Consider the following 22,697-nt stretch of genomic DNA (forward strand, 5'->3'; position numbering starts at 1 on the left):
ATGCAGATGAATTCGATGACGACGGGTGCACTGGATAACGGGGAAGCTGCACAGCAGTCTTTCGGTTCCATTCACCTGAGCGCAACGGAAGAAAAGGGCGAGATGAAGCATGGTGTTCTCTTCGAACGCGTCAGCGCGCGTCTGAAGGCACAAGTCGGTCCTGACGTCTATGCAAGTTGGTTTGCACGGCTCAAGCTTCATTCGGTTTCCAAGAGTGTCGTCCGTCTCACCGTTCCCACGACCTTTCTGAAGTCGTGGATCAACAACCGGTATCTCGATCTCATTGTCGGCCTGTTCCAGGCTGAAGACCCCGAAATCCTGAAAGTCGAGATCCTTGTGCGCACGGCAACGCGCGCCGGCACGAAGGCGCTGGACGATGCAGTCTCCGTCGAGCCGGTCACCCAGCCCACCCAGCTTCGCCGCCCGGCATCTGCCCAGCCGGCGGGGCAGATCGTCCAGCAGGCTGTTTCGGCCGCCGCTGCGGCGCGCCCGGCAAGTGTCGGTTCGCCGCTCTTTGGCTCGCCGCTGGATTCCCGCTTCACCTTCGACACTTTCGTTGAGGGCAGCTCCAACCGCGTGGCGCTCGCCGCCGCAAAGACCATTGCGGAAGCAGGTCAGGGCGCCGTGCGCTTCAACCCGCTCTTCGTCCATGCGACCGTCGGCCTCGGCAAGACCCATCTGCTGCAGGCGATCGCCAATGCCGCGGTGCAGAACCCGCGTGGCCTGCGCGTCGTCTATCTGACGGCCGAATATTTCATGTGGCGTTTCGCGACAGCGATCCGCGACAATGACGCGCTGACGCTGAAGGACTCGCTGCGCAACATCGACCTTCTGATCATCGACGACATGCAGTTCCTGCAGGGCAAGATGATCCAGCACGAATTCTGCCACCTGCTGAACATGCTGCTCGACAGCGCCAAGCAGGTCGTCGTCGCGGCCGACCGAGCGCCGTGGGAACTGGAATCGCTCGATCCGCGCGTCCGTTCGCGTCTGCAGGGCGGCGTTGCGATCGAACTCGATGGTCCCGACTATGAGATGCGTCTCGAAATCTTGAAGCGCCGCCTTGCTGCTGCCCGCTTGGAAGATCCGTCACTGGAGATCCCGGCCGAGCTGATGCAGCATGTGGCCCGCAACATCACGGCAAGCGGTCGCGAACTGGAAGGCGCTTTCAACCAGTTGGTCTTCCGCCGCTCCTTCGAGCCGAACCTCTCGATCGAGCGCGTGGATGAGCTGCTGGCCCATCTCGTCGGTTCCGGCGAGCCGCGTCGTGTGCGTATCGAGGATATCCAGCGTATCGTCGCGCGTCACTACAATGTCTCGCGTCAGGAACTGGTCTCGAACCGCCGCACGCGCGTCATCGTCAAGCCGCGCCAGATCGCCATGTATCTGTCGAAGACGCTGACGCCGCGCTCCTTTCCGGAGATCGGCCGCCGCTTCGGCGGACGCGATCACACAACGGTTCTGCACGCCGTGCGCAAGATCGAGGAACTGATCTCGGGAGACACGAAGCTGTCGCATGAGATCGAGCTTTTGAAGCGCCTCATCAACGAATAAGCAGTGCACATCCACCGCGTTTCAGCAGCCGGGAGCAATCCCGGCTGTTTTCTTTTATAAGCTTTTTATTCTATACAGCCCCCACGTGAGAAAAATGCGCCGGTGAAGAACGTCGGCGTTCGGGAGGACATCAATGAGTTTTGAACGGATTGCCGTGATCGGCCTCGGCAAGGTCGGACGGCTGGCGGCGACGCTTTTGCATGAGGGCGGCTTCGAGGTCATCGGCGTCGATGCACAACTGCCCGTGGGCGACCTGCCCTTCAAATGCCGGGCCGGCGATATCACGGATACCTCTGTCATCGGCGAGCTGCTGTCGAGCGTCGAGGCCGTGCTGTCCTGCCTGCCCTATCATTTGAATATCGAGTTGGCGCGGGCGGCCCATCTCGCCGGCATCCATTATTTCGATCTGACCGAGGATGTGCCGACCACCAATTTCATCATCGAGCTTTCCAAGACCGCCCGCGGGCTGATGGCGCCGCAATGCGGTTTGGCGCCTGGCTTCGTCGGCATCGTCGGTGCAAGCCTTGCCGATGGTTTTGACCGCTGCCGCTCGATCCGCATGCGCGTCGGCGCTCTGCCACAGCATCCGACCGGGCTTCTGGGCTATGCCTTCAACTGGTCGCCGGAAGGTGTGGTCAATGAATATCTGAACGATTGCGAGGTCATCGAGGGCGGGGTTCGTAAGCTCGTCTCGCCGATGGAATGGCACGAAACGATCTATGTCGGCGGCGTCAAGCTGGAGGCCTTTACGACCTCGGGCGGCCTCGGCACCATGTGCGACACCATGCTCGGCAAGGTCGATAATCTCGATTACAAGACGATGCGTTATCCCGGCCACATGGAGCTGATGAATTTCTTCTTCCATGAGCTTCTGATGCGTGACAAACGCCAGCTCGCCGGCGAAATCCTGACCAACGCCAAGCCGCCGGTCGATGATGATGTCGTCTATGTGCATGTCGCGGCCGAAGGCACGATCAACGGCTCCTTGCGCCGGAAGGAGTTTGTCCGCGCCTATTATCCGATCGAGATTGCCGGCGCTCGGCGTACGGCAATCGCCTGGACGACGTCTGCCTCGGTGGTTGCTGTCATCGAAATGGTCCGCGACGGCCTGCTGCCCGCCAATGGCTTCCTGCATCAGGAGCACATTCCACTGGACATGTTCTTGAAGACACCGACGGGCAGCCTGTTCAAGGCGGGTGCTACGAGCAGGGATTAGAGCAATTCCAGCAAAAGTGTGCAGCGGTTTTGCGTCCGGAATTGCGTTAGAACAAAAAGATAGAGCCTTTCCGTATTTCGAAGAAAAACGGGAAGGCTCTAAGTTTTAGCCTCCGAAAGCAGCCAGCGCCGGAAGGCCGCGACCGCCGGCCGTTCCAGCGCTGTGCCCGGATAGACGAGATGGTAGGCAAGTTTGCTTGTCAGCCCCAGCGGAAACGGAGCGACGAGCCGGCCTTCGGCAAGTTCCTTCTCGATGAAGGAACGGCGCATCAGCGCCACGCCGAAACCTGATTTCATCGCCTCGAAGGCGCCGTTGCCATCACTGAAGATCGGGCCACGGGAGGCATCCACCTTGGTGGCGCCCGCTGCGGCCAGCCAGAGCTGCCAGTCGCGGCGGTAGACGTCATGGATGAGCTGATATCCTGCGAGCAGATCGGGCGAAGGATCGGCGCCAAGGGCCGCCGCAAGCGCCGGCGTGCAGATCGGCACCAGTTCGTCATCCACCAGCCGCTCGCTGATCAATCCCTCGTAGCCGCCAAGCCCGTGGCGGATGGCGAGATCGATCCCGTCACGCTCGAAATCGAACATGCGATGGGAGGCGCTGATGCGCACATCGATATCAGGATGCATGTCCTCGAACCGCTGAAGCCGTGGCAGTAGCCAGTGCGTTGCAAAACCTGCCGTACAGGTGAGCGCCAGCGCATTGCCGCGCCGCCGTGCGGTCAGCGATGCCGTCGCCTCGCGTACGAGTTGGAAGGCGGTGCGCAGTGTCGCGAAATAGTCCCGGCCTTCCGCCGTCAGCAGAATCTGCCGGGTTCGCCGCTCGAACAGCGACACGCCAAGCGAGGCTTCGAGGTCGCGGATCTGCAGGCTGACGGCGCCTGGCGTGACGTGCAACTCGTGCGCCGCCTGCGTCATGCTCAGATGACGCGCCGCCGCCTCAAAGGCGCGCAGGGCCGATAGTGAGGGCAGAGGATCAATCATGCTTTAGCTCAGCTCAATCATGCAAGCAGAAATGCTCGTTTGTCAGGTGCAGGGGATACTAATAAAAACCGATATGTCTGGCAAATTCACACAGGTGAGCTGGAAATTACACTTTAGCAAAACTCGACAAAGGAGATTTTCATGTCCATTCAGAAGTCCATGGGAGCTGCAGAATGGGCCATGCTGATCGTGCTGTCGCTTCTCTGGGGCGGCTCCTTCTTCTTCAACGGCATTCTCGTAAAGGCGCTGCCACCTTTCACCATCGTGACCGGGCGCGTGCTGCTTGCCGCTATCGCACTCAATCTGATCGTGCGCGCCATGGGCCACACCATGCCGCGCGACAGGCAGAGCTGGATCGCTTTCTTCGGCATGGGACTTCTGAACAATATGATTCCCTTCTGCCTGATCGTCTGGGGCCAGACACATATTGCGAGCGGTCTCGCCTCGATCCTCAACGCCACGACACCGCTCTTTGCCGTGGTCGTTGCCCATGTGCTGACGGCGGATGAAAAGCTGACGGCAAACCGTCTCTTCGGCGTGATCGTCGGGTTTGCCGGCGTGGCCTACATGATCGGTTTTGACGCCTTGAAGGATCTCGGCTCGAACGTGCTTGCCCAGCTCGCGGTTCTCGGTGCGGCCTTCTCCTATTCGCTGGCTGGCATCTGGGGACGGCGGTTCCGCCGGATGGGCCTTGCGCCACTCATTCCGGCAGCCGGGCAGGTGACTGCTTCCACCGTGCTGATGCTGCCGATCGCGCTGATTGTTGACCAGCCCTGGACGCTCGCCATGCCCTCCGCCGAAAGTTGGCTGGCGCTATCAGGCCTTGCGATCCTCTCGACTGCCGTGGCCTATGTGCTCTTCTTCCGCATCCTGGCGACGGCGGGCGCTACGAATCTGATGCTTGTGACCTTTCTGATCCCCGTCAGCGCGATCCTGCTTGGCGCTGCAGCACTCGGCGAGCAACTGCAGTTCAAGCATCTGATCGGCATGGCCTTGATCGCGGTCGGCCTTGCGGCGATCGATGGAAAGCTCGTCAATTTCAGAAAGAGGCGCGCTGCTTGACGCGGCTTAGAGAATTCCAGCAAAAGTGCGCGGCGGTTTTTCGCCCGGAATTGTGTAAAAACAAAGAGATAGAGCATTCCTGTTTCGAAGAATAAGGGGAATGCTCTAGCAGGCGAGGTCCGCGACGACGGAATCAAGGATCAGCATGCCTGCCGGCGTACAGCGCAGGCGGGAATTACCGATCCGCTCGATGAAGCCGTGTTCCAGTAAAAATTCTTCGCGCTTCGGATCGAGATCGCGGCCGGAAAGCTGCTGCCAGCGGGCAAGATCGACGCCTTCCTTCAGGCGCAGTCCCATCAGCAGCAATTCATCGGCCTGCTCGTCGAAACCGAGGCGCTCTTGCTCGATGATACCGTGCCCGTCGCTTTCGACGAGGTCCAGCCAGGTTTCCGGCTTGCGCTCCGTAGCGGTCGCGATCTTTTCTGGCCCGCGCGTCAGGCGCCCATGTGCGCCGGGGCCAATGCCGGCATAATCGCCATAGCGCCAGTAGGTGAGGTTGTGGCGGCTCTCGGCGCCGGGCCGGGCATGGTTGGATACCTCATAGGCCGGCAATCCTTCACGCTCGGTGATTTCCTGCGTGGCCTCATAGAGTGCGGCGGACTGGTCCCCATCGGGCACGATCAGCTTTCCGGCCTTGTGGAGGCCGTAGAAGGGCGTGCCTTCCTCGATGGTAAGCTGGTAGAGCGAAAGGTGATCGACTGCATAGGAGATCGCTTCTTTCAGCTCGCTCTCCCATTCCTCAACCGTCTGGTTCGGCCTGGCATAGATCAGATCGAAGGACATGCGCGGGAAGATGTCGCGCGCCAGCCTGATCGCCTTCAGCGCGTCGGCAACGTCATGCAGTCGTCCGAGGAATTTGAGATCGCGATCGTTCAGCGCCTGCACACCGAGCGAGACGCGGTTGACTCCGGCTGCGCGATAGCCGCGGAAGCGTTCGGCCTCAACGCTCGAGGGGTTGGCTTCCATCGTGATCTCGATACCGTCGGGCACATGCCAGTGTCGAGAAATGCCGTTCATGATCGCGTCGACCGTTTCCGGCTTCATCAACGAGGGCGTGCCGCCGCCGAGGAATACGCTGGTCACCGTCTTCGGCCCGCTCATCTGGCGGGCCGTGGCGATCTCCTTTAGGAAAGCTGCGACGTAGCGCTCCTGATCGACCGGCTGATGGCGGACATGGCTGTTGAAATCGCAATAGGGACACTTCGCCGCACAAAAAGGCCAATGCACATAGATCCCGAAACCGGGTTCGCCGGTATCAGGCAGAAGCTTTGTGTCGGACATCAGCGCAGGCGAATCGATCATGTTCTAAGCTTGGCCTTATGCTTCCAGGCAGGTTTCGACAAAGAGCTTGAAGGCGCGAGCGCGGTGCGACAGCGCCTGCGGCTTGCCGATATTCCAGCCATGCTTTTCCTCCGCACTCATCTCGCCGAAGGTCACATCATAGCCTTCTGGCTGGAAGACCGGATCATAGCCGAAACCCTGCGTTCCACGCGGCGGCCAGGCAACGGTGCCTTCCACTTCGCCGCGGAAAAGCTCCGTGTGGCCATCCGGCCAGGCAAGGCAGAGCACGCTGACGAAACGCGCGGTGCGCTGCTCCGGCTTCGTGGCACCTGCCTTTTCCAGTGCCTTCTCGACCTTTTCCATGGCCATGTTGAAATCACGGGGGCCGTTGCCTGTCTCCGCCCAGTCGGCCGTGTAGACGCCGGGATCACCGCCGAGGGCATCGACGACGAGTCCGGAATCGTCAGAAAGCGCGGGCATGCCGGAGGCCTTGGCCGAGGCGATTGCCTTGATCGTGGCATTTTCCTCGAAGGTCGTCCCTGTTTCCTTGGGCTCGATGAAATTGAGCTCGGCAGCCGATTTGGCGGTGAAGCCAAGCGGCCCGATCAGATCCTGGATTTCGCGGATCTTGCCCTGATTATGGCTGGCGACGACAATAGTCTTGGTTTCAAGCTTACGCATAAAGTATCCTTATCCCATGCCCCAGATTTTCGCCTCCGCGCATTCCAGGCTATTGCCATCAGGATCGCGGAAATAAATCGATCGGCCGCCCTGCGGCCAGTGAACCTCGGATTCGATGCCGATGCCGGCAGCTTTCAGCTTCTCCGCCATCGCATCGAGATTATCTCCCGAAACCCTGAAGCAGGCGTGGCCTTTTCCGATGGTGCCATGTGGCGGAACCTGCAGGCTGTCAGGTGCCGGTGGCTTCACCGTTTCCTCCGGGTTGAAGATCAGGAGCACGCCCGGTCCGCAGCGGAAAAATACATGGCGGTTGCCCGAACGTGCGATCTTCTCAAGGCCCAGCACAGTTCCGTAGAAGCCTTCGGCCGCATCAAGATCGGTTGCGTAGAGCGCGGTCTCAAGAATGCCTTCGATGGGTTGCGCCATTGCCCGCCCCTTGTCCGGCCTTGCCCCCGGGAGCAGGGACAAGGAAATTCACTAGCGAGGCTTGAAAGGCCTCAGGCGATCGCCTGCTTCTGCAGGTCTACCAGGTCGGCAATGCCTGCTTTGGCAAGGCCCATCAGCGAGGAGAATTCTTCCTCGGTGAAAGGCGTGCCTTCTGCCGTGCCTTGAATCTCCACAATGCCGCCGGCGCCCGTCATGACGAAATTGGCATCGGTCTCGGCCGAGGAATCCTCGAGATAGTCGAGGTCGATCACCGGCTGATTGGCGAAGATACCGCAGGAGATCGCCGCGACATGATCCTTCAGCACGCGGTCGGCCTTGATCATGTTGCGGGTTTCCATCCAGCGCAGGCAGTCGTACAGCGCAATCCAGCCGCCGGTGATCGAGGCCGTGCGCGTGCCGCCATCCGCCTGGATGACATCGCAGTCGAGCGTGATCTGGCGTTCGCCGAGCGCGGTCAGATCGACCACGGCACGCAGCGAGCGGCCGATGAGGCGCTGGATTTCCTGCGTGCGGCCGCCCTGCTTGCCGGCAGCAGCTTCGCGCTTCATGCGTTCGCCGGTTGCGCGCGGCAGCATGCCATATTCGGCGGTGACCCAGCCCTTGCCGGTGTTGCGCAGCCACGGCGGGGTCTTGTCTTCGAGGCTTGCCGTGCAGAGCACGTGTGTGTCGCCGAACTTTACCAGGCAGGAACCTTCCGCATGCTTGGAAAAATTGCGCTCGAAGGAGACCTTGCGCATCTGGTCTGTTTTTCTGCCTGAAGGCCGCATTCTCTTCTCCTGAAACATGATGCCGAAAAGCGTAAGCGCTTCTCGGGCAATGTCATGCATGCATTGTATCGTCGCCCGCTTCTACGATTGGCTGCGTGCATTTGCAAATTCCCTTTTGCCACGGGGGACAGAATGGCTATATTTCCCTGACATCATTCAGTGCGGGTGCGAAAAGTTCATGAGCTACAGGTCGACATCAATTTCGGATGCCGTGGCTGCGCTGGATGAACGGTCGAAGGAAATTTTCCGGCGCATCGTCGAAGGCTACCTGGAGCATGGCGAGCCCTTGGGCTCCCGCAATCTTTCGCGTCTTCTGCCCATGTCTCTGTCGCCTGCCTCCGTTCGCAATGTCATGAGCGATCTGGAAGAGCTCGGGCTTATCTATTCTCCGCATGTCAGCGCCGGCCGCCTGCCGACCCAGATCGGCCTGCGCTTCTTCGTCGATGCCTTCATGCAGGTCGGCGATCTCTCCGTCGAGGAGCGTGCCAGCATCGACCGCCAGGTCCGGGCCGGAAGCCGCGACAATCCGGTGGAATCGATGATGAACGAGGCAAGCCGCATGCTCTCGGGCATTTCGCGCGGCGCCGGCCTCGTCATTACGTCCAAGAGCGACCCGGTTCTGAAACATGTCGAGTTCATCCGCCTGGAGCCTACCAAGGCGCTGGCCGTGCTTGTCGGCGATCATGATCAGATAGAAAACCGCATCATCGAACTGCCTGCGGGCGTTACCTCCTCGCAGCTCACCGAAGCCGCCAATTTTCTCAACGCGCACATGACCGGCCAGACGCTGCCGGAATTGCGCCTGCAATTGAGCCGGCTGAAAGATGAAGTTCGCCACGAGCTCGATGCGCTGTCGCGGGATCTCGTGGAGCGCGGCATCGCCGTATGGGCCGGTAGCTCGGACGAGACCAAGCCGGCACAGCTCATCATCCGCGGCCGCGCAAACCTGCTGGAAGGCGTAGGTGGGGCGGAAGACCTCGACCGGCTGCGCCTGCTCTTCGATGACCTCGAGAAAAAGGACAGCTTGATCGAACTCCTGAACCTTGCCGAAAGCGGGCCGGGTGTGCGCATTTTCATCGGTTCGGAAAACAAGCTCTTCTCGCTTTCCGGCTCCTCGCTCATTGTGGCGCCCTATCGTGATGACGACGACCGCATCGTCGGCGCGGTGGGCGTGATCGGTCCTACGCGGCTCAATTATTCCCGCATCGTGCCGATGGTGGACTATACGGCCCAGCTCGTGTCGCGCCTTTCGCGCGGATCTCTCTGATCCCTTGCGCGAAACCGGCGGAATTTTAGCTTCTTCGTCACGCAGACTTGATTTTTTCCGGCCAAACATCGATATCGGGCGCATCTGAGAATACACGAACCGGAGACCGTCATGACTGATGAAACGACGAAGAACGGACCTGACGCGGCTGCGGCGGAAGCCACAGCCGACGCCGCCGCAAACGTCGAGAATGAAGCCGTGAAGGAAGCAGCTGCAGGCGAACCGGATGCGCTTGAGCTTCTGAAGGCCGAGAATACCGAATTGCGCGACCGCTATCTGCGGCTTGCCGCTGAAATGGATAATCTGCGACGCCGTACAGAGCGCGAGGTCAAGGACGCCAAGTCCTATTCCGTCGCAGGCTTCGCCCGCGACATGCTGGCCGTCTCGGACAATCTGCGCCGTGCGATCGACGCCATTCCGCCCGAGGTCAAGGCTGCTGCCGACGCTGGCCTGACGACGCTGATCGAGGGTGTCGAGATGACCGAGCGTTCCATGCTCTCGGCTCTCGAGCGCCACGGCGTTCGCAAGCTGGAGCCGGTCGGCCAGAAGTTCGATCCGAACTTCCATCAGGCGATGTTCGAAGTGCCGAACACCGAAGTGCCGAACAATACGGTCGTGCAGGTCGTACAGGCCGGTTTCTCCATCGGTGAGCGCGTGCTGCGCCCGGCCATGGTCGGCGTCGCCAAGGGTGGTCCGAAACTCGTGGAAGCCGAGGCCAACTCGGTTCTGGACGAGAAGGACGCCTAAGACAAAGGACGTCTGACAATTAAGAAAGGCCGCGCGAGCGGCCTTTCTGGCTCCTGTCTAATCTTGGCGGATCATATCCGCGCAAAGCGCTCGATCAGCAGATCGAAAAAGCCGTCGGCATCGACGAAGCGCATGACCTTCGCATTGCGCTTGCGCTCGGTCACATGCCACCAGTCGACAACGGTCATGCCGACGGTCAGCTCCGACGCTACCTCGATCTCGACATTGCAGTCCCGGCCCTTGAAGAGCTCAGGCTTCAGAAGGTAAGCGACCGTCGTCGGGTCGTGAAGCGGGCCGCCATCCGAGCCATATTTTTCTATGTCGAAGCGCTCGAAGAATTCCAGCATCTCCACCATCGCCTTGGCGGGCGCTGTGCCGATTTCGGCCATGCGCTTGACGCGGTCCTTGCGGGTCAGAAGCTGATGCGTCACGTCGAGCGGCATCATGACGACGGGCACGCCCGAGCGGAACACGATATCGGCGGCTTCCGGATCGACATAGATGTTGAATTCAGCAGCCGGCGTGATGTTGCCGCCTTCAAAGAAGCCGCCGCCCATCATGACAAGTTCGCGGATACGCGGCACGATGTCGGGCGCCTTCTGGAAGGCCAGGCCGATATTGGTCAGCGGTCCGAGCGTGCAGAGCGTAACTGTGCCTTCCGGCTCGCGTCGCAGCGTTTCGATGATGAAGTCGACGGAATGCTCCGCCTGCAGCGGCATCGTCGGCTCTGGAAGGGTAGGGCCGTCGAGACCTGTCTTGCCATGCACGTGCTCGGCGGTGACGAGCTTGCGGGTTATCGGCCGGTCGGCGCCGGCAAAGACCTTGATATCGGTCCGCTCGCAAAGCTCGCAGATGATGCGCGCATTGCGGCTTGTCAGAGACAGCGGCACGTTACCGGCGACAGTGGTGATGCCCAGGACATCAAGCTCTCCCGGACTGCCGAAGGCCAGCATGATCGCGGCAGCATCGTCCTGGCCGGGATCGGTGTCGATAATGATTTTTCTCGGTTCTGCCATCCGGGTAGTTCCATCCTCTGGTGCGTGTCGCTCTAGCATGCACCTTTTCATTGTCTTCACGCTCCCGTCGCAAATCAACACAGTGCACCGGGGCATGTTTTGATGCGGGGCACTGCGTCCTTTGTCAAGGAAGCGGTCCTACGAAGCTTTACCTTAAAATGCGGGAGGCCTGGCCGGCGGCCATCACGCCTTGCAGCGAGCAACTGTCGTTCCCATATTAGCGGTACCCGGATGCTGCGTGTTGAGGTCCGGAGAGGTCGCTTGCATCAAGGACTTTGGAATATGAGCCGTATCACCCCTTTCGCCAGCCCGCTGCTTCTGGGCTTTGATGCCATGGAAAAGACGCTCGAGCGGATTTCCAAGGCGAGCGATGGTTATCCACCCTATAATATCGAACGCATCGCCGCAGGCCACGACGCGCCTGAGCGGCTTCGCATTACGCTTGCCGTCGCCGGTTTCAGCGAAGAAGAGCTCGATGTGTCGACCGAGGAAAACCAGCTTCTGATCCGTGGCCGGCAGATCGATCAGGGCGAGCGCGATTATCTCTATCGTGGCATTGCGGCGAGACAGTTCCAGCGGACTTTCGTTCTCGCGGATGGCATGCAGGTCTTAGGCGCAAGCCTCAAGAACGGTCTGCTCTCGGTGGATCTAATTCGCCCGGAACCGGCGCGCATGGTCAAGAAAATTAACATTTCGGTTTCACAGTAGCACAACGGTTTGTTGAACCGTTGGTCCCTTCTCTCGGAGGAACAGGAATGTTGATGAAAGAAGCTACGTCGCGTCTGACCAAGTCCGAACTTGCCGGCATCGGCAATGGCGAGGTCGCCTATATCCGCAAAATACGCAATGAAGAGGTTGCCAAGTGCTTCCCCGAGGCGCCGGATATCGATCCAAGCGTTGATCTCTGGGCATTGTTCGGCGCTGATGGTACACCGATCCTGCTGACGGATAACCGCTCCAGCACCTTCTTCAAGGCTGCCGAAGACGAGCTGAAGACAGTCAGCCTGCATTGATCACGACCGGACTGCCGCAAGGCCGACCGTCAGAATGCATGTGTGAAGAATGATAATGGGCGATGCGAGGGACTCATGCTAGTCCCTTGCCCATGCGTATAGCCGCCTTCCAGCGTTTTCCCATTTTCGACGACACGGAGGCCGCGGCCGAAGTCATATTGAGCGACCTGCTCTGGGCCGATGCACATGGTGTCGATCTCGCTCTTTTTTCGGAATCCTACCTTCAGGGACATAGCTACCGGCAGCATCGCGTTGAACGACGGGCGCTCTCGCTTGACAGCCCTGCATTTCGTTCAATTCTGGAAAAGCTCGCGCCGACAAGGGCAACCGCCGTCATAGGCTGTTTCGAACGCCGTGGCGAAGCGGTCTTCAACAGTGCTGTCGTGATCGAAGCCGGCGTGCTGCGTGGCACCTATGCCAAGGCTTACCCCATCGAGAGCGGCTGTGCTCCGGGAACGGACTTCCCTGTCTGGAGCCGCGCCGGCCGCACCTTCGGCATCAATATCTGTAACGACACCAACTATCCCGATGCCGCTGACAGGCTCGTTGCACAGGGCGCGGATCTGATCTGCTGCCCGATCAATATGGTACTGCGGCCTCTCAAGGCCGAGATCTGGCGCGAGGAATCACTGGAGCATATGCGCTCCTGCGCGCGGCGGACGAAGCGCTGGTACATGTGTTGCGACGCCGTAGGCGCAGTCGACGAAGGCCCAGACCGGTGGTTCGGCTATGGCTGCACAGCCATCATCGCGCCCGACGGCTCCGTCATCGGCCAAGCCGTCGAAGGCGTCGAGGATGTCGTGATGGCTGATCTGCCCTGAAAGCTCACACCTAGGTAGGTCAGACACGCTTGAAGGTGAGATAGGCCGAGGAGCGACCTTCGCGGCGAGCCTTGGCTTCATAGCGGGTGCTCGGCCAGCCCTCATAGGGCGTCAGCCAGTCGGCGGCATTCTGCGCCATCCATTCGAAGCCGCCATGGTCGCGGCATTTCAGCAGCGTCCAGTTCACATAGGTGTCGATGTCTGAGGCGAAACAGAACAGCCCGCCTGGCTTCAGCACCCGGTGAAAACGGTCGAGATTGGTCTTGGAGACGAAGCGACGCTTCCAGTGCTTCCGCTTCGGCCAGGGGTCCGGATAGAGCAGGTCGATCTGATCGAGGCAATGATCGGGAAGCCAGTCGAGAAGCTGCGTCGCGTCATCGTTATAGACACGCACGTTGCGCGCACCCGTTTCCTCGACGCGTGCAAGCAGCTTCTGCATGGAGTTTACAAAAGGCTCCACGCCAATAAAGCCCGTCGAAGGCGTTTCCAGCACGCGGTGGATGAGATGTTCTCCACCGCCGAAGCCGATCTCCAGCCGCATTTTCTCGACCGGAACAGCGAAAATGTCCTTCAGCGGCTCCGGGGGAGCCGCCGAGAGATCGATGATGAATGCCGGAAGCAGTGTAGCAAGCCGATCGGCCTGCTGTTCACGCAGGGCTTTTCCCTTGCGGCGACCGAAGAACGCTTCGGTCGCCCGGCCCCGGCGTTCCATATCCGTCATGCAGCAGCCTTGGTCTTGACGGCGTCCTTGAGACCCTTCACGAGATCCGTGCGCTCCCAGGAGAACGAGCCGTCGCGGCCAGCCTTGCGGCCGAAATGGCCGTAAGCGGAGGTCTTGGCATAGATCGGCTTGTTGAGGTCGAGGTGGCGGCGGATGCCCGACGGCGACAGGTCCATGTTCTGGCGGATCGCGGCTTCGACCTGATCTTCGGTCACACCCTTGCCGGTGCCGTGCAGGTCAACATAGATCGACAGCGGCTGGGCAACACCGATGGCGTAGGAGAGCTGGATCGTGCAACGGTCGGCAAGGCCGGCAGCTACGACGTTCTTGGCGAGGTAGCGGGCAGCATAGGCAGCCGAACGGTCGACCTTGGTCGTGTCCTTGCCGGAGAATGCGCCACCGCCATGCGGAGCAGCACCGCCATAGGTGTCGACGATGATCTTGCGGCCAGTGAGGCCGGCGTCGCCATCCGGGCCGCCGATGACGAACTTGCCGGTGGGGTTGATGTACCACTTGCAATCGTCGGCGATCTTCAGGTCGCCGAGAGCTTCGCGGATATAGGGCTCGACGACGCTGCGAACCTTCTTCGAATCCCAGCTGTCGTCCAGGTGCTGAGTGGAAAGAACGATCGAGGTGGCTTCAGCCGGCTTGCCGTCGACATAGCGTACGGTCACCTGGCTCTTGGCGTCGGGGCCGAGCTTGGCGACTTCGCCCTCACCCTTCTTGCGGGCGACAGCGAGCAGCTGAAGGATCTTGTGGGAATAGTAGATCGGCGCCGGCATGAGATCCGGCGTTTCCTTGCAGGCGTAGCCGAACATGATGCCCTGGTCGCCGGCGCCTTCGTCGCCCTGCTGGTCGGCGGCGCTGTCCACGCCCTGGGCGATGTCGGCCGACTGCGAGTGCAGCAGCACATCGATCTTGGCCTTCTTCCAGTGGAAGCCGTCCTGTTCGTAACCGATGTCCTTGATGGCGCGACGAGCCGCAGCTTTGAACTTCGACGGGTTGATGACGTCCTTGCCGTCCTTGTCCTTCTTCATCAGGCTCGGCGGCAGGCGAACTTCACCGGCGATGACGACGCGGTTGGTCGTCGCGAGGGTTTCGCAGGCAATGCGCACGCCCCACGGATTGATGCCGGTCTTTGCCGCTTCGCGGTAGACCAGATCGACGATCTCGTCGGAGATGCGGTCACACACCTTGTCCGGGTGACCTTCGGCAACAGATTCGCTGGTAAAGAGATAGTTCGCGCGCATTCCGGGATTCCCCTCAAAGAATAAAAGCGGTCTAGTAGGTACTCACTTCGTGCCCCGATGACAAGCACAGAAGGACATAAATATATCTTTATATCTGCGGCGAAATGACAAATTTTGCCCCAAAAACGCAAAAAGGCGGCCTTTTGAGCCGCCTTAAGCTTTTCCGAGCGTGGGGGACGCTCAGTCGGAGTCGGCTTCCGCCGCCAGTGCCTTCACCAGTTCGACGACTTTGCGACGAACCTTGGGATCGGTGATCTTCACAAATGCGCGGTTGAGCTGGAGTCCTTCCGAAGAGGAGAGGAAATCGACGACGTAGTTCGAACTCGAGGCTTCCGACATGCCGGTCAAGGCACCGGAATGTTCGCCGGGAGCGTCTTCGAAGAAGAAGGAAACGGGAACGTTGAGGATGCTTGAAATGTTCTGGAGGCGGCTGGCACCAACGCGGTTGGTACCTTTCTCGTATTTCTGGATTTGCTGAAAGGTGATGCCGAGGCTTTCGCCAAGCTTCTCCTGGCTCATGCCCAACATAGTACGGCGAAGCCGGATGCGGCTACCGACATGGATGTCGATAGGATTCGGCTTCTTCTTATTTTCAATCATGGTCGTGCCCTAGCAAAGAAAAATTCAACTCTGTTCTAACCGGCATGCCCTGACCTCATTCCGTAACGCCACGTTGCAAGTCGCGATAACCCACCTTGAAGCATACGTTACTAACGCCGATTGCGACCACTATGCAATTTTAGGGGTTTTCGGTCAATTCAACCTGAAAATAAAACCCCTGCGTGAAATTAGCGCAATGATCATCAGTAACGTTTCAGTCAACCAGAAGTACGTTTGGCGGGGGTATGGGCTTCCCGTGTTTTTTCCGAATCCATCGAGGGTTGCATCAATAAAGCCCATTTCGTCTAATTTTAGACCTGAAACGATTTCGCCGCGCGCGTCTACAACCGCCGAAATTCCACTATTCGCATCGCGAATCAGCGGCAAACCGGTCTCAACCGCCCGTACGCGAGCCTGCTGAAAATGCTGGTAGGGACCCGGTGTTGAGCCGAACCAGCTGTCATTCGTGATGTTAAGAATGGCGTTCGCTTGGCCGATGTCGCCGGTCATTTCGTCTGGGAAGATGATCTCGTAGCAGACGAGCGGGTAGAATTTCAGCCCGCTCGGAAGCTCGAGCAAATGACGGCTGGCGGCCGCCGAAAAACCGCCCGGCATCTCCACCACATTCTGGATGCCGAGTTCGTTGAGCATGTCCTCGAAGGGAAGATATTCGCCGAAGGGAACGAGATGCACCTTGTCGGAGGCGGCGACGATCTGCCCCCGCCCGTCGATCACATAGATCGAATTATAATAGCGGGTGGGATAGCCGGGGCCGAGTTCTTCAGCGCGCACGGCGCCTGCGATCAGGATCTGGTCGTCGTCGAGCGTATCGGCAATCCGCGTCAGCGCATCCTTGTTGTCGGTGAGGATGAAGGGGATCGAGGTTTCCGGCCATACGATGATATCAGGTTTCTTGCCGCCTTCCTTGGGAGGCTCCGTCGAAAGCTTGAGATGTGTCTCGAAGATCGCCTCGCGATCCGCATCATTGTCCATCTTGACGGATTGATCGATCGCCGGCTGGACCAGGCGAACCACAGGCCGCTTGTCCTCGGGTAACGCCGCGGGCTTCGGCGTGAGATAAAGGATATAGGCGCCGTAACCGAGATGCGCCGCAAAGAGGATTGCCGCGAGGCTGACGCCGAGTTTCGCTCCCTGCCGCGTTCCGAGTAGGGCAGGGGCAGAAAAGACGAAGACCGAGAGAGCCGTCACCCCCATGGTGCCGATCACATGCGCGGACTGCATCATGACAGGCATGGGCATCATGGCGTAACCGATGGCGTTCCACGGAAAACCAGTGAAGATGAAGCTGCGTACCCACTCAAGCAGGCCGAAGCTGGCAGCAAGTGCTGCGATCCGCCCCATGCCATCGGACCAGAAGATACGGGCAAGCGCCGCAGCCAAGCCGTAGAAGATCGCAAGGCAGGCCGGAAGGCCGAGGATCGCGAGCGGCAAGGCCCAGGCAAACTCCTCTGAATCGATCAGCAGCGCATGCCCAACCCACCAGAGCCCCGCAACGAAGTAACCGAAGCCGAACAGCCAGCCCGTGGCAAATGCCGGCCAGAGCCTGCCGGGAAGGCTGCTTTCCGGCGAGGCGGCCGCCCCGTCGATCAGCCAGACGAGCAGCGTGAAGGAAACGAACATCGCGGCGAAGAAGCCGATGGGAGGCAGCGCCAGGACGCCAAAGGCGCCTGCTGCGATCGCAAGCAATGACCGTTTGAAACCCCAGACGAGGATAATCCTGTCCGCAAGCCGCTCCATGCGCACTCCCATCAAAGCCGCGAATCAATCCAATCGCAGTCTTTCAAAAAAGCGCGCGCTTGTCGTCTTACGGAAAGGTCAGTTTGCGGTCGATTCCGCCGATCGATCATCGTTTCCGTCGCCGATGGGCGGTCCGTCACCATCCGCCTTGGCGCGGCGGCGGATTGCCTGGCGCTTGCGCGTGATGCGCACTCGCTTGATGCGGCGCGGATCGGCATCGAGGATGTGGAATTCGAAATCCGACAGGGCCTGAACGACTTCTCCGCGCACGGGGATGCGCCCCAGTGCCGAGAAGATCAGGCCTCCCAGCGTATCGACCTCATCAATCTGCTCGCTGATGTCGAAATCCGGACCAATGGCTTCGGCAATCTCCTCGAGCTCGACGCGGGCGTCGGCAACGAAGACATCCTCCGAAATGCGTTTGAACATGACTTCCTCATCGTCATGTTCGTCGTCGATATCGCCGATCACCATCTCCACAATATCTTCGTGCGAGGCGAGGCCGTCAGTGCCGCCATATTCGTCGATGACCAGCGCCATCTGTGTGCGGTTCACCTGCATGCGGCGCAGAAGATCGGATGCCAGCATGGAAGGCGGCACGAAGAGGATCTGTCTGATGATGCCGGTTTCGGCGAGCGTCTTCTGCAGGTCGACGCGTCCGAGATCGAAGTTCGGCTTGGCCGAGCGCGGCGCCTTCTGGATATTTTCCGGAGAGACCTCGATTGCGGGCGTGCTTGCCGCAGGCTTTGTGCCGCTGCGGCGCTTGTTGCGCGCCTGCTTGGCGACGTAGGAAAGAAGATCGCGGATATGCACCATGCCGCGCGGGTCGTCGAGCGTTTCGGCATAGACCGGCATGCGCGAACGGCCGCTTTCCTCGAAGAGGATCATCAGTTCGCCGATCGTGATGTTCTGGTCGACCGCCTCGATATCGGCGCGCGGCACCATCACGTCGGCAACGCGCACTTCGCGGAAGCGCAGGATATTGTGGAGCATCGCCCGCTCGTCGGGCGAAAAGGCGTCGGCTGCAGCCGGGTCGGTCATCAGCGCGTCGGCGATGTCTTCGCGCAGGCGCGAGCCTTGTTGCGGTCTCAAGATGCGCGCGGCGCGTGACCAGAAGGATTGCGGTCGGTGTCGACTACTGCCACCCTCATCGGAAGAAGAGGATTGCTCGGAGTCCCTGGCGTCTGACGCCGGCTTCGTTGAAAAGTCGCTCATGGTTCCATTTTAAGGTCTTGACCCTCGTAGGGGTCAGATAGGCCGAGTACTGCCAAAATGCGAGTCTCCAGCCCCTCCATAATTTCGGCTTCGTCATTATTCATATGGTCGTAGCCGAGCAGATGCAAGAAACCATGCACCATAAGATGGGTCAGATGATCGTCAAAGCTCTTTTCGAGCTCTTGCGCCTCGCGCTCGACCGTTTCCAGGGCAATGATGATGTCGCCGAGCATCGGACCAGGCATTTTGCCGGGTTTGACCGGAAAGGCCGGAAACGACAGCACGTTGGTCGGCTTGTCCTTGCCGCGCCATTCCGCATTGATGTCCTGGATGGAGGCATCGTCGGTGAAGACGAGCGAAACTTCCGGCGGCATCTTCGGGAAGGGTTGCTGTTCCTCTTCCCGCAGGTAAGTGACAGCCGCACCCAACACGCGTTCGCCAAGAGCATGCAATACATCTTCGGCGGGCCAGCCCGTGTCCTCGATGCTGATCTGTATGTCGAGCTCGGCCATCAGTCCTGCCGGCTGGCCTCTTCGTTTGCTGCGGTATAGGTCGCGTCATAGGCCTTGACGATGCGGCCGACGAGCGGATGGCGAACGACGTCGACATCCTTGAAGCGCACGATCGAGATACCCTCGACGTCGTTCAGGAGATGCAGCGCCTCTACAAGGCCGGATTTGACGCCACGCGGCAAGTCGATCTGGCTCGGGTCGCCGGTGATGATCATGCGCGAATTTTCGCCGAGACGCGTCAGGAACATCTTCATCTGCATCGCCGTGGTGTTCTGCGCCTCGTCGAGGATGACGGCGGCATTGGCGAGCGTGCGTCCACGCATGAAGGCAAGCGGCGCGATTTCGATGACGCCGGCGGTAATCGCCCGTTCCACCTTATCGCCGGGCATCATGTCGTAGAGCGCGTCATAAAGCGGGCGCAGATAGGGATCGACCTTCTCCTTCATATCACCCGGCAGGAAGCCCAGGCGTTCGCCGGCTTCGACGGCCGGTCTGGAGAGGATGATCTTTTCGACCGCGCCGCGCTCCAGCAGCTGGGCCGCATGGGCGACGGCGAGATAGGTCTTGCCGGTACCGGCCGGACCAACGCCGAACACCATCTCTGAGCGCTCGAGCGCCCGCATATAGGCATCCTGTGTCGGCGTGCGCGCGATGATCGTCTTCTTGCGCGTCGAAATCTGCGCCATCGTCAATTTGGCTTTTTTCTCCATCGTCGGTAATGTGAGCTGGTCGTCGGCGGCAACCGCCATGCGAATTGCGCCTTCAACGTCTGAACGCTCCACACTGCCGCCTTTCTGGAGTTTTTCATAGAGGTAATCGAGTGTGCGCCGCGCCTGATTGGTGGCCAGCACATCGCCGGTGATGACAACGGAGTTGCCGCGCGCCCGCGCATCGATATGGAGCCGCTGTTCCAGCAGCTTCAGATTCTGATCGAACTGTCCGAAAAGTTCGCTGGCGAACCGGTTGTTCTCGAACGTCAGGACGAAGTGATTGGCGTCGCTCGCAATGCGTGGGTGGCGCGGTGAAGTGGAAACCAATTCCTGTCCGTTCAAGCGGTCGAGCTCCTTGGGTTAGACCTCAGCCTCTGCGCGTTCGGCAAACAGGCTGTTGGTTCCGGTTCCTGTGATTCGCACTTTAATAATGTCACCGATTTGCGATGCTTTTGCATCAACATTCACGGACTGCAGCCACGGTGAGCGGCCAATAAGTTGGCCGGGCATACGGCCGGGCTTTTCCAGGAGAAGATCGATTTCCTTGCCGATGCAAGACTCGTTGAATTCCTGCGTCTGCTTAAGAAGCAGCGCCTGCAGGCGTTCCAGCCGTTCTGCCTTGATGTCTTCCGGCACCTGGTCCTTCAATTCCGCTCCGGGCGTACCGGGCCGCGTCGAATATTTGAACGAGAAGGCCTGTGCATAACGAACCTCCTCAACGAGTTTTAGTGTATCCTCAAATTCCCGGTCTGTCTCCCCCGGAAAGCCGGTAATGAAGTCGCCTGAGAGTGCGATATCGGGGCGGGCTTTGCGGATGCGCTCGATGAGGGAAAGATATTCGGCTGCCGTGTGCCGGCGGTTCATGGCCTTTAGAATGCGGTCCGAACCGGCCTGAACCGGAAGGTGCAGATAAGGCATCAGCGTGCGAAGGTCGCGATGAGCCTCGATCAGACGATCGTCCATGTCGCGCGGATGGCTGGTCGTGTAGCGAAGCCGCGCAAGGCGCGGGATTTCGGCAAGCCGGTAGAGCAGGTCGCCAAGGCTCCACTCTTCGCCCTTCGGGCCGACGCCATGCCAGGCATTGACGTTCTGCCCAAGCAGGGTGATTTCGCGCACGCCGCCATCGACGAGCTTCATCGCCTCCTCGACGATTTGTGCGACTGGCCGCGACACTTCGGAGCCGCGCGTATAGGGCACGACGCAGAAGGTGCAGAACTTGTCGCAACCTTCCTGAACCGTCAGGAAGGCGGTCACGCCACGGGCACGGATCTTCGGTGCCTCGGCGATCGGCAGGTGCTCGAACTTGTCCTCGATTGCATATTCCGTATCGATGACGCGGTGGCCTTCCTTGGCGCGGCGCAGCGCCTCCGGCAGGCGGTGATAGGTCTGTGGGCCGATGACCACATCGACAGCCGGCGCACGGCGCAGGATTTCCTCGCCTTCCGCCTGCGCTACGCAACCGGCAACACCGATCATCATCTCGCGGCCGTCGGCGGCCTTGCGCTTCTTCATCTCGCGCAGGCGCCCAAGCGCGGAATAGACCTTCTCGGCCGCCTTCTCGCGGATGTGGCAGGTGTTGAGCAAGACGAGGTCGGCCTCTTCCATATCCTCGGTCGTCTCATAGCCGTCGCGGGCAAGAGCATCGCTCATGCGCGTCGAGTCGTAGACGTTCATCTGGCAGCCATAGGTCTTGATGAAAACCTTGCGGCTGTTGGAGCCATCGCGGAGAGAAGCCTCCGGGGCCTGAAGAAGGGCGCTGTCCTGGGTCATGGCCCGTTATCTAGTGGTTTTTGACGCGGGAGAAAAGGGTATCTCGGATCAGTCGATCGCGCGGCCGCGCAGGCTGCGGTTCAGCAGGTTGCGGATGCGGGCAGCGATCGTCGCGCTGACTTCCTTGCGATTGGTCTTTTCGCCATATTCGATCGCCTCGCCGAAGGAGACTTCGGCATCGATCGCGCCGCATTTCATGATGTCGGTCAGATGCGGTAGGAGCTCGATATCGCCGGGCCATGCCGCAAGCGGGCGGTGATAGCGGCCCATGGCGATACCATGCACCTGCGTATAGGCGATAGAAACCGGCTGGACCATGACGCCGCCGGTCGGGGAATGGGGCACGGCCATTGCGGCAGCGCCGAAGAGCGACGATTTGACCTCCAGCAGTCGATTACCATCCGAGGTCGTTCCCTCGGGAAAAAGCACGACGATTTCACCGTCTGCCATGCGGCCGGCGATCTCGCTCGCCTGATGGCCGGTGCGGCGCTTTTCCTCCCGCACCACGAAGACGCTTTTCTGCAGCTTGGCGAGCGTGCCGAAAATCGGCCAGTCGCGCACCTCGATCTTGGCGATGAAGGCGACGTCGGCCACGGCCGACATGACCATGATGTCCATCCACGAAGAATGGTTGGAACAGAGCATCAGCGGCCGGCGACTCTCAAGCGTGCCGCGCACCTGAATGCGGATGCCGAGACAATAGCAGACGATACGATGCCAGCGCCGGGGCAGGGTGCGCCTGAGTCTCCAATCGAAACGCAGCGCCAGCACCTGTAGCGGCATGAGCAGGATGCTGACGACAATGATGACGGTAATGGCGAAGGCGATGCGCAGCCAGACGATCAAATGCGGCGCTCCCGGACTGCCATGATATCAGATTTCGTCTTTCTTCAGCGGGATGCCGTAGAGTTCCAGGCGGTGATCCACCAGCTTGAAGCCATGCTCGCGGGCGATCCGCTCCTGCAGCGCCTCGATCTCCGGCGAACGGAATTCGATGACGACACCTGTCTTCAGATCGATCAGATGGTCGTGATGCTCTTCAGGCACTGTCTCGTAGCGGGAGCGGCCGTCACGGAAATCGTGGCGGGCGATGATACCTGCATCTTCGAATAGCTTTACCGTACGATAGACCGTCGAAATCGAAATCTTGGCATCGACCTTGACGGAGCGGCGATAGAGCTCCTCGACATCGGGGTGATCTTCGGAGTCCTCGAGAATGCGCGCGATCACCCGGCGCTGCTCGGTCATGCGCATGCCGCGTTCAGCGCAAAGCTCCTCAAGGGTTTTGGCTACCTCAGTCATGGCT

The 22,697-nt window shown here is 60.0% G+C and carries 24 protein-coding genes; 8 read left to right on the plus strand and 16 right to left on the minus strand.

Annotation, left to right across the window (positions count from 1 at the left end; genetic code table 11):
• Together dnaA and AB8B33_RS00010 are read left to right on the plus strand one after the other, a co-directional pair.
• The coding region (dnaA, locus tag AB8B33_RS00005; protein WP_113324749.1) for a chromosomal replication initiator protein DnaA at positions 1-1,554 on the plus strand (1,554 nt) is incomplete at its 5' end.
• Positions 1,555-1,687: 133 nt separating this feature from the next.
• On the plus strand, positions 1,688-2,770 hold the full coding sequence (locus AB8B33_RS00010; protein ID WP_113182158.1) for a saccharopine dehydrogenase C-terminal domain-containing protein: 1,083 nt from the start codon (positions 1,688-1,690) through the stop codon (positions 2,768-2,770).
• Positions 2,771-2,868: 98 nt separating this feature from the next.
• Here the strand turns inward: AB8B33_RS00010 and gcvA are convergent, their stop codons facing one another.
• Positions 2,869-3,753, minus strand: coding sequence for a transcriptional regulator GcvA (gcvA, locus tag AB8B33_RS00015; RefSeq protein WP_439013928.1), 885 nt, complete (start codon positions 3,751-3,753; stop codon positions 2,869-2,871).
• A gap of 141 nt (positions 3,754-3,894) precedes the next feature.
• Here gcvA and AB8B33_RS00020 point away from each other — a divergent pair, with 141 nt between their 5' ends.
• On the plus strand, positions 3,895-4,815 hold the full coding sequence (locus AB8B33_RS00020; RefSeq protein WP_439013929.1) for a DMT family transporter: 921 nt from the start codon (positions 3,895-3,897) through the stop codon (positions 4,813-4,815).
• A gap of 105 nt (positions 4,816-4,920) precedes the next feature.
• Here AB8B33_RS00020 and hemW read toward each other — a convergent pair whose 3' ends face one another.
• The 4 genes from hemW to rph all read right to left on the minus strand — a co-directional run bounded on the left by hemW (position 4,921) and on the right by rph (position 7,991).
• Positions 4,921-6,117 (minus strand): radical SAM family heme chaperone HemW, encoded by a 1,197-nt coding sequence (hemW, locus tag AB8B33_RS00025; protein WP_439013930.1) that lies wholly within the window; start codon positions 6,115-6,117, stop codon positions 4,921-4,923.
• Between the two features lie 15 nt (positions 6,118-6,132).
• Positions 6,133-6,777 carry an RdgB/HAM1 family non-canonical purine NTP pyrophosphatase gene (rdgB, locus tag AB8B33_RS00030; RefSeq protein ID WP_113323554.1) on the minus strand — a complete coding sequence of 215 codons (645 nt, stop codon included), beginning with the start codon at positions 6,775-6,777 and terminating at the stop codon, positions 6,133-6,135.
• Between the two features lie 9 nt (positions 6,778-6,786).
• The gene (locus AB8B33_RS00035) at positions 6,787-7,203 is read right to left on the minus strand and encodes a VOC family protein (RefSeq protein WP_113323555.1); all 417 of its coding nucleotides are present in this window, start codon (positions 7,201-7,203) and stop codon (positions 6,787-6,789) included.
• A gap of 71 nt (positions 7,204-7,274) precedes the next feature.
• Positions 7,275-7,991, minus strand: coding sequence for a ribonuclease PH (rph, locus tag AB8B33_RS00040; RefSeq protein WP_113323597.1), 717 nt, complete (start codon positions 7,989-7,991; stop codon positions 7,275-7,277).
• Positions 7,992-8,169: 178 nt separating this feature from the next.
• On the opposite strand from rph, the gene hrcA reads away from it, so the two are divergent.
• Complete coding sequence (gene hrcA, locus AB8B33_RS00045) at positions 8,170-9,258, plus strand: heat-inducible transcriptional repressor HrcA (protein WP_037070837.1); 1,089 nt, start codon at positions 8,170-8,172, stop codon at positions 9,256-9,258.
• 111 nt (positions 9,259-9,369) lie between these two features.
• A complete protein-coding gene (gene grpE / locus AB8B33_RS00050) occupies positions 9,370-10,005 on the plus strand; it encodes a nucleotide exchange factor GrpE (protein WP_113323556.1) in 636 nt (211 codons plus the stop codon).
• 71 nt (positions 10,006-10,076) lie between these two features.
• Here the strand turns inward: grpE and AB8B33_RS00055 are convergent, their stop codons facing one another.
• Positions 10,077-11,021, minus strand: a complete 945-nt coding sequence (locus AB8B33_RS00055) for a nucleoside hydrolase (RefSeq protein WP_113323557.1) — start codon at positions 11,019-11,021, stop codon at positions 10,077-10,079.
• Positions 11,022-11,303: 282 nt separating this feature from the next.
• Between AB8B33_RS00055 and AB8B33_RS00060 the strand changes: the two genes are divergently transcribed.
• The 3 genes from AB8B33_RS00060 to AB8B33_RS00070 all read left to right on the plus strand — a co-directional run bounded on the left by AB8B33_RS00060 (position 11,304) and on the right by AB8B33_RS00070 (position 12,855).
• A complete protein-coding gene (locus AB8B33_RS00060; protein WP_037100862.1) occupies positions 11,304-11,729 on the plus strand; it encodes an Hsp20 family protein in 426 nt (141 codons plus the stop codon).
• Positions 11,730-11,776: 47 nt separating this feature from the next.
• A complete protein-coding gene (locus tag AB8B33_RS00065) occupies positions 11,777-12,034 on the plus strand; it encodes a DUF1150 family protein (protein WP_007814896.1) in 258 nt (85 codons plus the stop codon).
• A gap of 92 nt (positions 12,035-12,126) precedes the next feature.
• Entirely contained in the window at positions 12,127-12,855 is a 729-nt protein-coding gene (locus AB8B33_RS00070; protein WP_113323558.1) for a carbon-nitrogen hydrolase family protein, read from the plus strand.
• Between the two features lie 19 nt (positions 12,856-12,874).
• Here the strand turns inward: AB8B33_RS00070 and trmB are convergent, their stop codons facing one another.
• The 10 genes from trmB to AB8B33_RS00120 all read right to left on the minus strand — a co-directional run bounded on the left by trmB (position 12,875) and on the right by AB8B33_RS00120 (position 22,693).
• Positions 12,875-13,576 carry a tRNA (guanine(46)-N(7))-methyltransferase TrmB gene (trmB, locus tag AB8B33_RS00075; protein WP_439013932.1) on the minus strand — a complete coding sequence of 234 codons (702 nt, stop codon included), beginning with the start codon at positions 13,574-13,576 and terminating at the stop codon, positions 12,875-12,877.
• Positions 13,573-14,826: a methionine adenosyltransferase gene (metK, locus tag AB8B33_RS00080; RefSeq protein ID WP_310379463.1), complete on the minus strand. Its 1,254-nt coding sequence runs from the start codon at positions 14,824-14,826 to the stop codon at positions 13,573-13,575. Before metK ends, trmB begins: the two co-directional genes overlap by 4 nt.
• A gap of 180 nt (positions 14,827-15,006) precedes the next feature.
• The gene (locus AB8B33_RS00085) at positions 15,007-15,426 is read right to left on the minus strand and encodes a helix-turn-helix domain-containing protein (protein WP_007814904.1); all 420 of its coding nucleotides are present in this window, start codon (positions 15,424-15,426) and stop codon (positions 15,007-15,009) included.
• 153 nt (positions 15,427-15,579) lie between these two features.
• Positions 15,580-17,184: an apolipoprotein N-acyltransferase gene (gene lnt / locus AB8B33_RS00090; RefSeq protein WP_439013933.1), complete on the minus strand. Its 1,605-nt coding sequence runs from the start codon at positions 17,182-17,184 to the stop codon at positions 15,580-15,582.
• Between the two features lie 78 nt (positions 17,185-17,262).
• The gene (locus tag AB8B33_RS00095) at positions 17,263-18,399 is read right to left on the minus strand and encodes a hemolysin family protein (RefSeq protein ID WP_113323562.1); all 1,137 of its coding nucleotides are present in this window, start codon (positions 18,397-18,399) and stop codon (positions 17,263-17,265) included.
• Complete coding sequence (ybeY, locus tag AB8B33_RS00100; protein ID WP_113323563.1) at positions 18,396-18,911, minus strand: rRNA maturation RNase YbeY; 516 nt, start codon at positions 18,909-18,911, stop codon at positions 18,396-18,398. The genes AB8B33_RS00095 and ybeY overlap by 4 nt, the downstream gene beginning before the upstream one ends.
• On the minus strand, positions 18,911-19,963 hold the full coding sequence (locus tag AB8B33_RS00105) for a PhoH family protein (protein WP_113323564.1): 1,053 nt from the start codon (positions 19,961-19,963) through the stop codon (positions 18,911-18,913). Before AB8B33_RS00105 ends, ybeY begins: the two co-directional genes overlap by 1 nt.
• 18 nt (positions 19,964-19,981) lie before the next feature.
• Positions 19,982-21,391, minus strand: a complete 1,410-nt coding sequence (gene miaB, locus AB8B33_RS00110; protein WP_310379451.1) for a tRNA (N6-isopentenyl adenosine(37)-C2)-methylthiotransferase MiaB — start codon at positions 21,389-21,391, stop codon at positions 19,982-19,984.
• Positions 21,392-21,439: 48 nt separating this feature from the next.
• Positions 21,440-22,237 carry a lysophospholipid acyltransferase family protein gene (locus AB8B33_RS00115; RefSeq protein WP_439013934.1) on the minus strand — a complete coding sequence of 266 codons (798 nt, stop codon included), beginning with the start codon at positions 22,235-22,237 and terminating at the stop codon, positions 21,440-21,442.
• A gap of 27 nt (positions 22,238-22,264) precedes the next feature.
• Positions 22,265-22,693 carry a Fur family transcriptional regulator gene (locus AB8B33_RS00120; RefSeq protein WP_007814920.1) on the minus strand — a complete coding sequence of 143 codons (429 nt, stop codon included), beginning with the start codon at positions 22,691-22,693 and terminating at the stop codon, positions 22,265-22,267.
• Between the last annotated feature and the right edge of the window lie 4 nt (positions 22,694-22,697).

Origin of the sequence: Rhizobium sp. 768_B6_N1_8 (genome assembly GCF_051811225.1) — a bacterium.
In the GTDB taxonomy this organism is placed as follows: domain Bacteria; phylum Pseudomonadota; class Alphaproteobacteria; order Rhizobiales; family Rhizobiaceae; genus Rhizobium.